Origin of the sequence: Microbacterium natoriense (assembly GCF_030816295.1) — a bacterium.
GTDB lineage: Bacteria > Actinomycetota > Actinomycetes > Actinomycetales > Microbacteriaceae > Microbacterium > Microbacterium natoriense_A.
This window is the reverse complement of the sequence record NZ_JAUSXV010000001.1, coordinates 1218517-1231629: the sequence shown is the minus strand read 5'-3', so window position 1 is coordinate 1231629 and position 13113 is coordinate 1218517. Positions and strand designations below refer to the sequence as shown.

Here is a 13113-nt window from a genome sequence, read left to right as displayed (position 1 = left end):
TGCTCTGATTCGACATCGCATCCTTCGGAAGTGATTTGCAAATGTCCATCACTGTAGGTGCTATCGTTTGGATATGCAAACAACCGAGCAGGCGCGGTCTGCCGTGGAGCTGGCCCTGGGCGAGCGGATCAATGCTCTCCTGAGCGCGACCCGGGGTTTGAGCGAGCGCAGCGCCGCCCAGTTCCACGAGGGGCTTCAGCCGGCCGCCTTCCACATCGCGCGGTGGCTGCACGCCTTCGGCCCCGCACGGCCCAGCGTGATCGCCGAGTCGGTGGGGATGGATCGAAGCTCCACGAGCACGCTGCTCACCAAGATGCGAAGTCTCGGGTTGGTCGCGAACGCCCCGGACCCGCAGGACCGTCGCGGAGTGATCGTCCAGCTCACAGATCTGGGGGAGGCGCGGATCGCACGCACGCTGGAAGAGCGCGGCGTCGAGTTCTTCGGACGCATCAAGGACTGGTCGTTGGATGACCTCCGCGCGCTCGAACGCCTCCTCGGGAAACTGACGGCCGACCCCAGCACGCGCTGAGCGAGGAGCGCCGCACTCCCCCACCGGTCGTCGAGCGAGGAGCGCCGACGACGAGACGAAACGCGTGCCTCCTGCAGTCGACTGCGGGAGGCACGCGTTTCGTCTCGCTTCGCTCGCTCAGCGAGCGGGTGCCGAAGCCTAGCGACCGGGAATCGGCGCGGAGACTCCCGCGTTCGCGGCGGCGAGGAGCTGCTCGATCTGCTCGTGGGTGACGGGAACCCCGGGGAAGCCGACGAGGCGCCCGATCGGGAACGACGCCATCATCTTCTGCATCGCCTCGTCGTTCGGCATCATCGAGGCGGCCGCCGCGTCGACGCCGTCCAGGTCGCCCATGAAACCGGAGAGCGCGCCCTGCATGACCGGCCCGGCGACAGGATTCGCCATGACGTCGCCGATCGACGAGTTCATGTCGAGCGGCAGATGAACCTCGTCGCCCGAGATCGCGATCGTGACGGCCGAGCGGATGTCGCGGCTCGACGCCGCGACATCGAGCGTGTACTCGCCGCCCTCGACGACGTAGCGGTCGACTCTGACGTCCCAATACGCGAGATCCTCACGGCGGATGACGAGCTCGACCGCGCGGGTCTCCCCCGCAGCGAGGGCGACCGACGCGAACGCCTTGAGCTCGCGCGGCGCGCGCTGAACGACAGAGCCGGCGAGCGACGCGTACACCTGCACGACCTCACGTCCGTCACGATCGCCCGTGTTGCTCAGATCGAAGGAGACCGCGATGTCGCCGTCGTCGGTCACCGATGCCGTCGCCGGTCCATAGGCGAAGGTCGTGTACGAGAGGCCGAACCCGAACGGGAAGGTCACCTCGAGCCCCTTGGCGTCGTACCAGCGATATCCGACCAGCAGACCCTCGCCGTAGCGGACGTGCCCGAACTCGCCGGGGAAGTTGCCGTAGGAGGGGTTGTCCTCGAGCCGCGCCGGGACGGTCTCGGTGAGCTTGCCCGAGGGGTTGACCGCACCGTAGAGCACGTCGGCGACGGCGCTGCCGCCTGCCTGGCCGAGCAGCCAGCTCTCGATGATCGCGGGCACGCGATCGACGAACGGCAGGGCGACGACACCGCCGTTCGACAGCACGACGACGGTGCGCGGGTTCGCCTCGATCACGGCGTCGAGAAGCTCGAGCTGCACGGGCGGCAGATCGATGTGGTCGCGGTCGAAGCCCTCGGACTCCTCGGCCGCAGGCAGCCCCAGGAACACGACCGCGATCTCTGCGGCGGCCGCGGTCTCGACGGCCTCGGCGCGCAGTTCGTCGGCAGGGCGACCGGATGCCGCGACGGCTCCGCCCTCGACTCCGAAGCCCGGCGCGAAGGAGATGTCGTCGCCCGCGATGGCGCGCAGCGCGTCGACGGCGGTATCCACCCGGGTCGGGTTGATCAGCGAGGAACCGGCGCCCTGGAAGCGGGGCTCGGCGGCGAAGGCGCCGATCACGGCGATCTTCTGGCCGGGCGCGAGCGGCAGGATCGACCCCTCGTTCTTCAGCAGCACGATCGAACGACCGGCGGCCTCTCGCGCGAGGGCGTGGTGCGCGTCGACATCGAGCGGCCCCTCGACCCCCGGACGCTCTCCCGCCTTTCGGACGAGATCGATCACACGGGAAGCCGCGGTGTCGAGAACGCTCTCATCGAGGCGCCCCTCGCGCACCGCGGCGACGAGCTGAGCATCCGTCCGTCCGCCCGTGGCCGGCATCTCGAGATCGAGTCCCGCGGCGACGCCGGCCACCCGATCGTTCACGGCGCCCCAGTCCGAGACGACGAGCCCGTCGAAGCCCCATTCGTCGCGCAGCACGCTCGTGAGCAGCCACGGGTCCTCCGAGGTCCACACGCCGTTGAGACGGTTGTACGAGCACATGACCGTCCAGGGTGCGGCGTCCTTCACGACGCGCTCGAATCCGCGCAGGTAGATCTCGCGCAGCGGTCGAGGGTCGACGTCGGAGCTCGCGCGCATCCGGTCGAACTCCTGGTTGTTGGCGGCGAAGTGCTTGAGCGAGGTGCCGACGCCCTGCGACTGCACGCCGCGGACCGAGGCTGCGCCCAGCACGCCCGAGACGATCGGATCCTCCGAGAAGTACTCGAAGTTGCGACCGCACAGCGGCGATCGCTTGATGTTGATGCCTGGGCCGAGCACGACGGCGACGTCTTCGATCGCGGCCTCGACTCCGATCGCGGCGCCGACGCGTTCGATGAGCTCGGGATCCCATGACGAGCCGATGCCCACTGCCGGCGGGAAGCAGGTCGCGGGCACGCTGCTGGCGAGGCCCAGGTGGTCGGTTCCGCCTGCCTGCTTGCGGAGCCCGTGCGGGCCGTCGGTCATCATGATCGACGGGATGCCCGCGCGATCGACGGCTTTGGTCGTCCAGAAATCGGCGCCGCTGGTGAGCGAGGCCTTCTCTTCGAGGGTGAGATCGGATGCGGTGCTCACAGGTGTCCCTTTCGCGCTGACGGCAATGTCCTGCGAAAACTATACGACGGTAAGTATTAGATTCCAAACGATGTTCAGTATTACTCTGAAGACATGGCACAGCGCGGTTCGTATGCGAAAGGCGTCGCGCGGCGCGAGGAGATCCTCGAGAGTGCACTCGAGGTCATCGGGCGCGACGGCTACCAGAACGCCTCCCTCAAGCAGATCGCCCACATGGTCGGAGTGACGCCCGCTGCTCTGCTGCACTATTTCGGCAGCAAGGAGGAGCTGTTCACCGAGGTGCTGCGCAAACGCGACGAGCACGACGGGATGGACCCTCGTCTCGCCGACCTCGCCGATCCGCGCGAGGGGCTGATCGACGTCATCAGGCACAACGCCGAGGTTCCGGGTCTCGTCGAACTGTTCTCGCGCCTCGCAGTCGACGCCGTCGATCCCGAGCATCCGGCGCACTCGTACTTCCTCGAGCGCAGCGAGCGGCTGCGCTCGGCCGTCGCGGCAGGACTCCACCGCGACTCCACGCGTGAGCCCGCGCTCGACCCCGACACAATGGCCCGCGTCCTCCAGGCGGTGGCCGACGGCCTGCAGCTGCAGTGGATGATCGATCCCACCGTCGACATGGCCGACATCGTCGAACGGCTCATCGACGCGCTGGCCCCGCGGCGCGACTGAGTCGCGCACGCATCGATCACGCCCCCGGCTCGTTCGACCGAATCAGCTGCGGCGCGACAGCCGGACGACGCGGAGCGGATGCCACGGCATCCGCTCCGCGGTCAGCGGACGTTGCCGTTCGAGCAGGTGGTCTGCGCAGCCGACGTGCCCTTGATGGTGTCGGGCAGCGCCACCACGTTGTCGGGGGTCGCCGCCGGGTCAGGCGTGGCAGCCGGATCGGTCGACTCGGTGGGCGCCGTGGTTCCCGGATCGGTGACGACGACGCCGTCGTTCTTGGTGTTCTCGTAGGTGATCTGCAGCTGGGCGTTCGCGTTGATCGCGTCCCACATCTCCTGCGCCGCCGCCTTGCTCGGCACGACCTTGTTGGGGTTGTCGGGGTCGGTGGCCGTCGGGTACTGCAGGAACACGATGTCCTCGAACGGCACCGACTTCACGGCGAGGCCGATCTGCACGATCTTCATCGGGTCGGCCAGCGACGTGCTGGTCTCGAGGTTGTCGATCGCGGTCGTCGCGAGCTTCAGCATGACCGGCACGTTGCCGAGCGTGTCGCTGCTGATCAGCTTCTTGGCGAGGTTCGACATGTACTGCTGCTGGTTGCCGATGCGACCGAGGTCGCTGCCGTCGCCTACGCCGTGGCGGGTACGGAGGAACTGCAGCGCCTCGAGGCCCTGCAGGGTCTTGTTGCCGGCGGGCAGGTCGAGGCCCGTGTACTTGTCCTTGATCGGGTTCGCGAGGCACACGTCGACGCCGCCGATCGCATTCGTGATCTCGATCACGCCGCCGAAGGTGACGGATGCCGCGAACTGGATCTCCTGGCCGGTGAGCTTCGCGAGCGTCTGGACGACGCAGTTGAGCCCTCCGTCGGTGTATGAGGTGTTGAGCGGCTGCTTGCTCATCGCCGAGTGCCTCTCGCCCTCGGCGTCGGTGCATTCGGGGATCGGGAGCATCAGGTCGCGCGGGAAGCTGACCACGGTGATCCGGCGGGGCGCGTCGGAGACGTGCACGAGCAGGTTGACGTCGTTGAGGGTGCCCTCCGAGTCCTTGCCCGTGCAGCGCGCGCCGAAGTACTGCTTGTACGCGTCTTCACAGGTGTCGACGCCGGCGAGCACCATGTTGAAGCCGCCCTTGTACTCGCTGATGTCCGGCGGGAGCTCCTTCTGGCCCTCGATCTCGACGGCGTTCGCGGTCACCGTGCTCGTGAAGTCGTAGACGATGTAACCGACGACGGCCGCACCGCTGACCAGCACGACCGAGAGGCCGATCGCGATGAACTTGAGGAGCTGACTGACCGGACCCGGCGTGCGCAGCTGGCCGTGCCGCGCGATGGTACGGCGGCGTCGGGTGTTCTGACTCACTCGGGGCCTTTCGGTTCTCGGTGATGCGCCTCCCTCCCCGGCGACGCACCCCTCATGAAGCGGAGGGTAAGAGATTCGAACTCTTGAGACATTTCTGTCCACTGGTTTTCAAGACCAGCTCCATCGGCCGCTCGGACAACCCTCCCGACAGACGAATCTGCCGACAAGCCGTGAGTCTAGCCGAGTTCTATTCTCCCGCGCTGACCTGGGCGGGCGCTGGAAGCGTGTTGAGGGCGCGCGCGAGACCTCCTTCGAGCACGTCGTCCGTCACCTCACCCGCAGCATCCTTCACCTCCGCAGGAGCCTGCCCCATCGCCACCGCGCGGCCGCCCAGCGAACGCGACCAGCCGAACATCCCGATGTCGTTGCGTCCGTCTCCTGCGACGAGCACCCGCTCGCCGTCGACATCGAGCTCGGTGCGCACGCGTTCCAGCGCCGTGCCCTTGTCGACGCCGTTCGGCGCGATGTCCAGCCACGCCGTCCAGCCGATCGCGTACGAGACCTCGTTGAGTCCGGCATCCGCCACCAAGCGGTGGAAGTCCTCCTCGTCGTGGCCCGGCGAGACCACCACGATGCGCGACACGGGTTCGTCGGCGAGCTCGTCGAAGGACACCTGACGACCACCGTCGAGCGTCCAGTCGTCGAGCTGCTGCGTGTACAGACGCTGCCCGGAGCCGAGCTCGACCATGTACCGCGCGTCGGGCAGGCGCTCGCGGAGCAGCTCGAGCACGGGCGAGGGATCGAAGGTCTCGACGTTCCAGCGCACCCACTCGCCCTGAACCAGTCGCATGATCACGGCGCCGTTCGAGCACACCACGAATTCCGGTGCGAGACCGAGCTCCTCGACCCACCGCTGCGTGGCCATCCAGCTGCGTCCGGTCGCGATCGTGACCTGGTGACCGCCGTCGCGAAGGCGGGCCACCGCCTCGGGCACACCGGGGCTCATCGTCTCGTCCTGGAGCAGGATCGTGCCGTCGACGTCGAGGGCGATGAGCCACGGATTCCCTGAGCCTGCCGAAGCGTCGGTCATTTGGGTCCCTGAGCCTGTCGAAGGGTCGGCTCCAGCACGTCCATGCCGCCCAGGTATGGCCTGAGCACCTCGGGCACGCGGACCGATCCGTCGGCCTGCTGGTGCGTCTCGAGGAGCGCCACGATCCACCGCGTGGTCGCGAGGGTGCCGTTCAGCGTCGCGACCGGCTGCGTCTTGCCGCCGTCATCGGGGCGATAGCGCGTCTCGAGGCGGCGCGCCTGGTAGGTCGTGCAGTTCGAGGTCGAGGTGAGCTCGCGGAACGCGCCCTGAGTGGGCACCCACGCCTCGATGTCGTACTTGCGCGCGGCGCTCGATCCCAGATCGCCCGCGGCGACGTCGATCACGCGGTAGGCGAGACCGAGAGAGGTGAGCATCTCCTCCTGCAGGGCGACCAGCCGAAGGTGCTCGGCCTCGGCATCCTCGGGGTTCGTGTAGACGAACATCTCGAGCTTGTTGAACTGATGCACGCGGATGATCCCGCGGGTGTCCTTGCCGTGCGATCCGGCCTCGCTGCGGTAGCAGGTCGACCAGCCGGCGTACCGCAGGGCACCCGTCGACAGGTCGACGATCTCGTCCTTGTGGTACCCGGCGAGCGGGACCTCGCTCGTGCCCACGAGGTAGAGATCCTCCTTGTCGAGGTGGTAGACCTCGTCGGCGTGCTCGCCGAGGAACCCGGTGCCCTGCATGATCTCAGGCCGCACGAGAGTCGGAACGATCATCGGCGTGAAGCCGTTCTGCAGCGCCTTGTCGAGCGCGAGGTTCATCAGCGCGATCTCGAGGCGGGCGCCGATGCCCTTCAGGAAGTAGAAACGCGCTCCGGAGACCTTCGCCCCGCGCTCCATGTCTATCGCCCCGAGGATCTCGCCGATCTCGAGGTGGTCGCGAGGCTCGAAGGCGAACGCGGGCACGTCGCCGACCCGTCGCAGCTCGACGAAGTCGGCTTCACCGCCGGCCGGCACGCCGTCGATCACGACGTTCTCGATCAGCGCGAGAGCGGCGGATGCAGCATCCGAGGCTTCGTTCGCGGCCTGCTGCGCCTGCTTGACGCGGTCTGCGAGATCCTTCGCCTGCGCGACGAGGGCGGCCTTCTCCTCTTTCGGAGCCTTGGCGACCTGCTTGCCGAAGAGGTTCTGCTCGGCCCGCAGCTCCTCGAACACGGCGAGCGCAGCCCGGCGCGATCGGTCGGCCTCGAGGGCCGCATCGACGGTCGCCACGTCGTTTCCGCGGGCGGCCTGGGAGCGGCGGACGATCTCGGGATTGTCGCGAAGCAGAGCGAGGTCGATCATCCTCCGATTCTACGTGTGCACTCCGATGCTCCCCGTCCGTCACAAACCACGGCGGACGTCGTCTTTCCCTGCAGAGGTCGGCACTGCGCCGATCCCCCGCGAAAGGATCCATCGTGACCACTCCCGTCACCGCCCTCGACCAGCTCAACCTCGCCTTCGCCGCGCGTTTCAACGCGCGCGATCTCGACGGCCTCATGGCACTGAATCGACCCGATGTCGTGTTCGTGCCCGCACCGGGTCAGCCCGTCACCGGCGAAGCCGGCGTCCGGGGCGCGCTCGAGCAGTTCCTGGGGCTGAACCTGCCGATCACGATGACCGTGCGCCAGACGTTCGAATCCGAGGGCGTCGGGCTCGCGATCGCCGACTGGACGATCACGGGCACGGGACCCGACGGCTCCGAGATCTCGCTCGCGGGAACGACCGCCGACGTGGCCGTCTACAGCGAAGAGCACGGCTGGCGCTATGCAGTCGACAATCCCTTCGGCACGGCCTGAGGCGGGTTGAGGGGCCGGTCGTGACCGGTCCCTCAGTCCGCGTCCATACCTGATCTCCGGCAAGCGCTCATGGCCTTGCGCGCCCGCGAGATCCGTTGCCGAGCGGTTGCCGGCTCAATGCCCAGCCGCTCGGCGACCTGTGCCGTCGTGAGGCCGTCGACCACGGTGAGCAGCAGCGGCTCCCGCAGCGCCTCCGGCAGCGATCGCACCGCGGCGAGCGCCCCATCGAGGATCACCCGCACCTCGACCTGCTCGGCGACGCGTGTGCCGCTCGCCTGTTGCGGGTCGAGCTCACCGACCGGGCGCCTGGCTCGTCGTCGGGCCAGGTCGATCGCGACGTTCCGAGCGATCGTGTCGAGCCAGGAGCACATGGCCCCCTGCTCCGGCATCTCGAGCCTCTCGATCGAGCGCCAGGCTCTCAGCAGCGCGGTCTGCGCGACGTCGTCCGCATCGTCGAGGTCTACGCCCAGGGAGATGCTGCGACGTCGCAGGCGCTGCGGGTCTTCTGACACCATCGCCTCGAGCAGAGATCGCGGATCCTGCGTGTCGCTCACATGCCCTCCCGCACGAGGTCGGGGCGCCGCCCTCCGTCCGGATTAGAGTAGCGCCATGACGACCTACCCCGGAGCCCGACCGCAGGCAGCTCTCGTCTACAACCCGCTCAAGGTCGACGCGAAGCGCCTGCGCGCCCAGGTGGTCTCCCTGTCGAGGGATGCGGGATGGGAGCATCCGGCCTTCTATCCGACGACCGTGGCCGACGCGGGTCAGGGTCTCACCCGAGATGCTCTGGAACGGGGCGTCGCCGTCGTCCTCGTCGCGGGCGGCGACGGCACGGTACGCGCGGTGTCGGAGGCGATGGCCGGGACCGATGTACCTCTCGCCATCATCCCCAGCGGCACCGGCAACCTTCTCGCGCGAAACCTCGGCCTTCCCCTCGCCGAACCCGAAGCCATGATCCGCGCGGCTCTCGGCGACAACCGGCAAGCGATCGACGTCGGCTGGGCCGAGATCACGAGGCTGGGCGGTGAGAAGTCGACCCACGCCTTCGTCGTGCTGGCCGGCATCGGGCTGGATGCCGACATGATCGCGAACACGCGCTCCGACCTCAAGAAGACGGTCGGCTGGATCGCCTACGTCGATGGCGCCGCACGCTCGCTCGCGAAGGCTCAGGCCTTCCGCGCCGTGTACCAGGTCGACGAGGAGCGGCTGCATTCGGCGAAGGTGCACAGCATCCTCTTCGCCAACTGCGGCACGCTGCCCGCCGGCATCGAACTGGTACCCGAGGCGTCGATCGCCGACGGCACCCTCGACATCGCGGTCATCCAGCCCACGGGCGTCTTCGGCTGGTTGAACGTGTGGCGCAAGATCTGGTGGGACAACTCCGTGCTCCGCCGCAGCAAGGTGGGGCGCAAGGCCCTCGAGCACCATCGCCGGAACGCGGCCGTGCACTATTTCCGCGGCGAAGCCGCTGAAGCCGCCGCCACGGCGCCGACTCCCGTGCAGATCGACGGCGACGAGTTCGGCGAGGCCGTGCGCATGGTCTGCCGGGTGGATGCCGGAGCGCTGCTGCTCGCGCTTCCGGCCGGGCATCCGACCGATCGGCTGTGACCTCAGCCGCGAACGTCGACAGTCCCGTCGAGGCCGCCGCCGACCAGCGTCAGCGTGAAGCCGTCGTCGTCGACCTGATCATCGGCGAAGGCGATGATCGTCCCGCGCGGCGCCATGTCCATGGTGCACACCTCGCCGTCATCGGTGACGAAGGTCGCCGTCCCTGTCGCTCCCGCACCCTCCACCGACTCGACCACCGGCGGGCAGGTGGACGAACCCCAGGTGAGCAGCACGAGCGAACCGTCGTCGATCCATCCGGCGCTGGGCAGGTAATCGGTCGATGAACCGGGCTTCCCCGTGAACGCGGGGTCGCCGTCGAGATCGACGTCGTCGATGACCTCGCCGTAGGTGACGTTCAGCGTGATCTCCTTCGTCGGGTCGACGCCCTCCGGGAGCGCCCCGATGCTGGCCCGCGGCGCGTAGTCGGCGGTGCACATCACGGCGGGGTCGGTCTTGTCCTCGACGGTCACATCGACCACCTGGCCTTTCGCCGTGACCTGGGTGATCTGGGGAGTGCACGCCAGCGACGACGATCCCTGGGTGATGACCGCGAACATCCGTCCGTCGTCGAGCAGGGTGCCGTCGAGGTCGGTGTCGCCGCCGCCGGACGAGCTCGACGAGGGAGCAGGTGAGCTGCTCGGGGTGGTGGACCCGGGGCTCGACGAGGCGCATCCGGCGATCAGCAGGACGCCGGCGAGCGCGGAGAGAACGGGGAACAGACGCGTGGGGGAGGTCATGCCCCCACGGTACCCAGCCCTCGGAACAGCCGCTACTGCAGGGCGGACGTGAGCCGGGCGAGGTTGTCGAGGACGGTCGAGCGCAACGGCTGCTGCATCCACTCCTCGAGTGTGAGCTCACGGCTGAGCGCCCGGTACCGGGCCTCGACCTCGCGCATCTCCGAGACGAACTCCTCGCCGCGCACGAGCATCGACACCTCGAGGTTCAGACCGAACGAGCGCATGTCCATGTTGCTCGAGCCGATCACGGCCACCTCGTCGTCGATCGTGAGGCTCTTGGTGTGCAGGATGTACGGCTTTCGGTACATCCAGATGCGCACACCGGCCTTGAGCAGCACCTCGTAGTAGCTGCGCTGAGCGTGGTAGACCATCGCCTGATCGCCCTCTTCCGAGACGAACAGCTCGACGTCGACGCCGCGATCGACCGCCGCAGTCACGGCGAGCAGCAGTGCTTCGTCTGGTACGAAGTACGGGCTGACGATCATGATCTTCTCTTTGGCCGCGTACAGAAGACCGAGGAAGAGCCGCAGGTTGTTCTCGACCTCGAAGCCAGGGCCGGAGGGCACGACCTGGCAGTCGAGATCTCCCGTGCCCGGCTGCGCCGAGGTGATGTCGATCTCCTCGAGGATGTCGTCGGTCTCGCTGTACCAGTCGGCCACGAAGATCGCGTTGATGCTGAGCACGACCGGCCCGTCGATGTGCACCATCAGATCGACCCAGTGCAGGCCGCGCTTGATGTTCTTCGGCAGGTTGTAGGTGGAGTCGGTGACGTTCTGCGAGCCGAGGAACGCGACCTTGCCGTCGACCACGAGGAGCTTGCGGTGATTGCGCAGATCGGGGCGCTGCATCCGCCCCTTCAGAGGCTGCACGGGCAGCATCAGGTGCCAGTCCGCGCCCATGCCGTTCAGGCGCCTGACCGTCGCCCGGTAGCGGGGTTTCCAGCGGTTCGCCCAGTGGTCGAGCAGCACCCGGACGGTCACTCCCCGCGCGGAGACCTCTTCGAGGGCGCGGAAGAAGTTGTCGGTCGCGGCGTCGGCCTGCAGGATGTAGAACTCGACGTGGACGTACTCGGTGGCCTTGCGGATCTCCTCGGCCATCGCGTCGAGCGACTCCTGGTAGTCGGCGATCAGGTGCGCGCCGTTGTCGCCCGAGATCGGCAGAGCGCCGAGGCGCTGGTTCATCTCGACCAACGGCGGGAACCAGTTCGGCGCGTCGGGGCGAAGCGTGCCGAAGTGCAGCTGCTCGCTGGTCTCGTGGATGTACTCGTTGATCTGGTCCTGCTTGCGCCGGCGCGCGCGCGGCAGACGCGGGTTTCCGATCAGGAGGAAAAGGAAGACGCCGATGTAGGGGATGAAGAACACGGCGAGCAGCCACGCCATCGCGGCCGTCGGACGACGATTGCGCGGGATCACGATGATCGCCGTGATGCGGATCGAGATGTCGATCACGACGAGGACCGCGGCGAGCCACAGTCCCCACGCATCGGCACTCATCGGCGGAGCCTCTCAGCGAGTCGGTGCCGCGAGGATCGTCGCGGCGAGCGCAGAATCCTGCGCTCTCGCTAACAGTAACCGATGCCGGCGACCTCGCTCAGGCGCGCGGAGGCAGACCTCGAGCAGCGCGCTCCTCGGCCTCGATCTTGGCGTGCACGCGCCGCTCGGTGCGGTCGAAGCGAAGGATGCTGCGGATCACGAAGTAGAAGACCGTGCACACGGCGAGGGTCGGCAGGATCGACCAGGCAGCCGTGAGCCAGAAGTTCTCCATGCCTCCATGGTACGCGAGCCACTCTTCCTGCACATTCGGCGCTTCCCCGCCTTTTGCACGGTTCCGTCTGTGGAAGGGCCCCACGGCGATCCCGGATCTCGCACACTCTCGGAATGACCACACTTCTCCGAGCATCCGACTCCGCCGAGTTCCTCGGCCTGGTACCCGCCCTCGCCGGCTTCGCCCCTTCGCAGAGCCTCGTCCTGCTCCCCTTTCACGGGTCTCGGGCCCACGGCGCCATGCGCCTGGATCTGCCGCGCGACGACGTCTCGCCCGAAGACTATGCGAATGCGGCCATCGGCCTCATCGCGAAGGTCGAGGGGGCGGATGCCGTCGCGATCGTCGTGTACTGCGACGACATCCCGTGCCGCACCCCCGACGGTCTCGTGCTGCCGCTGATCGTGCAGGTCGATGAACTGCTCGGGTGCGCCGAAGACGCAGGGCTGCGCATCGTCGACGCCCTGTGCGTGACGCCGGCCGGCTGGTCGAGCTATCTGGAAGACGACCCGGAGCTCGCCGCGCTTCCCGCATCGGACCCGCTCGCGGGCGACCAGCATGCCGGCGCCGAGCTGCCGGTAGCCGATCTCGTCGAGAAGGAGCACGTCGGGCGAGCGCTGCGTGACATCGGCGCGATGCTCGATCGCGAGGCGCACAGTCGTCTCGACGGCTCGGAGAACCCGCTGGCGATCGCGACGCTCGTCATGCTCGAAGACATCCCCGAGTTCTTCGAGACCCTGCTGGACTCGCCCGACGAGCAGCCGCCGTTCGCCACGGCCGCCCTGCTGTGGTGTCTTGACCGGCCGCTCCTGCGGGACGTCGCGCTCGTGCAATGGGCGACGTCCTTCGACGACGGCGTCCGCACGCTCGAGGCGCAGTACGCGTTCGCCGACACGGGCTCAGCGATCCCCGACGACCTGGGCGGCGTCTTCCTCGGGCACGGCCCCTCCCCCGATGTCGACCGGCTTCGGCACGCGCTCACCGTGGCGAGGCTCGCTGCAGCCCGCGCGCCCCGCGGGCTGCGCCCCGCCCCACTGACGATCGCGGCGTGGCTGTCATGGGCTCTCGGGCACGCGACGCACGCGGAGCACCACCTGCAGCTCGTGCGCGAGATCGACCCGGAGTATGGCCTGGCCGAGCTGCTGGGCACGATCGTCGGCGCCGGGATGCTGCCCGAGTGGGCGTTCCGGCGCGGACCGCGAGACGCGGCGTGA

At 68.1% G+C, this 13113-nt stretch carries 13 protein-coding genes and 1 tRNA gene; 5 read left to right on the top strand and 9 right to left on the bottom strand.

The features are described from left to right. Window positions 1–73: 73 nt before the first annotated feature. Window positions 74–529, top strand: a complete 456-nt coding sequence (locus QFZ53_RS05650) for a MarR family winged helix-turn-helix transcriptional regulator (protein ID WP_307294438.1) — start codon at window positions 74–76, stop codon at window positions 527–529. 138 nt (window positions 530–667) lie between these two features. Here QFZ53_RS05650 and QFZ53_RS05645 read toward each other — a convergent pair whose 3' ends face one another. After that, a complete protein-coding gene (locus QFZ53_RS05645; RefSeq protein WP_307294437.1) occupies window positions 668–2959 on the bottom strand; it encodes a glycoside hydrolase family 3 C-terminal domain-containing protein in 2292 nt (763 codons plus the stop codon). 93 nt (window positions 2960–3052) lie between these two features. Between QFZ53_RS05645 and QFZ53_RS05640 the strand changes: the two genes are divergently transcribed. Beyond that, a complete protein-coding gene (locus QFZ53_RS05640; RefSeq protein WP_307294435.1) occupies window positions 3053–3628 on the top strand; it encodes a TetR/AcrR family transcriptional regulator in 576 nt (191 codons plus the stop codon). 101 nt (window positions 3629–3729) lie between these two features. Here the strand turns inward: QFZ53_RS05640 and QFZ53_RS05635 are convergent, their stop codons facing one another. The 4 genes from QFZ53_RS05635 to serS form a co-directional block, all read right to left on the bottom strand. Beyond that, window positions 3730–4983 (bottom strand): LCP family protein, encoded by a 1254-nt coding sequence (locus tag QFZ53_RS05635; protein ID WP_307294432.1) that lies wholly within the window; start codon window positions 4981–4983, stop codon window positions 3730–3732. Window positions 4984–5043: 60 nt separating this feature from the next. Then, a tRNA-Ser gene (locus QFZ53_RS05630) sits at window positions 5044–5128 on the bottom strand. A 42-nt stretch (window positions 5129–5170) separates the two neighbouring features. After that, on the bottom strand, window positions 5171–6013 hold the full coding sequence (locus QFZ53_RS05625; protein WP_307294429.1) for an HAD family hydrolase: 843 nt from the start codon (window positions 6011–6013) through the stop codon (window positions 5171–5173). Beyond that, the gene (gene serS, locus QFZ53_RS05620) at window positions 6010–7299 is read right to left on the bottom strand and encodes a serine--tRNA ligase (protein WP_307294427.1); all 1290 of its coding nucleotides are present in this window, start codon (window positions 7297–7299) and stop codon (window positions 6010–6012) included. The genes QFZ53_RS05625 and serS overlap by 4 nt, the downstream gene beginning before the upstream one ends. A 113-nt stretch (window positions 7300–7412) precedes the next feature. On the opposite strand from serS, the gene QFZ53_RS05615 reads away from it, so the two are divergent. Next, entirely contained in the window at window positions 7413–7793 is a 381-nt protein-coding gene (locus tag QFZ53_RS05615) for a YybH family protein (protein WP_307294424.1), read from the top strand. 32 nt (window positions 7794–7825) lie between these two features. Here the strand turns inward: QFZ53_RS05615 and QFZ53_RS05610 are convergent, their stop codons facing one another. After that, window positions 7826–8347: an RNA polymerase sigma factor gene (locus QFZ53_RS05610; protein ID WP_292907371.1), complete on the bottom strand. Its 522-nt coding sequence runs from the start codon at window positions 8345–8347 to the stop codon at window positions 7826–7828. A 55-nt stretch (window positions 8348–8402) separates the two neighbouring features. Here QFZ53_RS05610 and QFZ53_RS05605 point away from each other — a divergent pair, with 55 nt between their 5' ends. After that, window positions 8403–9401, top strand: coding sequence for a diacylglycerol/lipid kinase family protein (locus tag QFZ53_RS05605; protein ID WP_292907373.1), 999 nt, complete (start codon window positions 8403–8405; stop codon window positions 9399–9401). 2 nt (window positions 9402–9403) lie between these two features. Here QFZ53_RS05605 and QFZ53_RS05600 read toward each other — a convergent pair whose 3' ends face one another. The 3 genes from QFZ53_RS05600 to QFZ53_RS05590 all read right to left on the bottom strand — a co-directional run bounded on the left by QFZ53_RS05600 (window position 9404) and on the right by QFZ53_RS05590 (window position 11902). Next, window positions 9404–10138, bottom strand: a complete 735-nt coding sequence (locus QFZ53_RS05600) for a hypothetical protein (RefSeq protein ID WP_307294418.1) — start codon at window positions 10136–10138, stop codon at window positions 9404–9406. Between the two features lie 32 nt (window positions 10139–10170). Next, the gene (cls, locus tag QFZ53_RS05595) at window positions 10171–11631 is read right to left on the bottom strand and encodes a cardiolipin synthase (RefSeq protein ID WP_292907377.1); all 1461 of its coding nucleotides are present in this window, start codon (window positions 11629–11631) and stop codon (window positions 10171–10173) included. Between the two features lie 97 nt (window positions 11632–11728). After that, window positions 11729–11902 carry a hypothetical protein gene (locus QFZ53_RS05590; protein WP_292907379.1) on the bottom strand — a complete coding sequence of 58 codons (174 nt, stop codon included), beginning with the start codon at window positions 11900–11902 and terminating at the stop codon, window positions 11729–11731. 113 nt (window positions 11903–12015) lie between these two features. Here QFZ53_RS05590 and QFZ53_RS05585 point away from each other — a divergent pair, with 113 nt between their 5' ends. After that, window positions 12016–13113, top strand: a complete 1098-nt coding sequence (locus tag QFZ53_RS05585) for a DUF4192 family protein (RefSeq protein ID WP_307294415.1) — start codon at window positions 12016–12018, stop codon at window positions 13111–13113.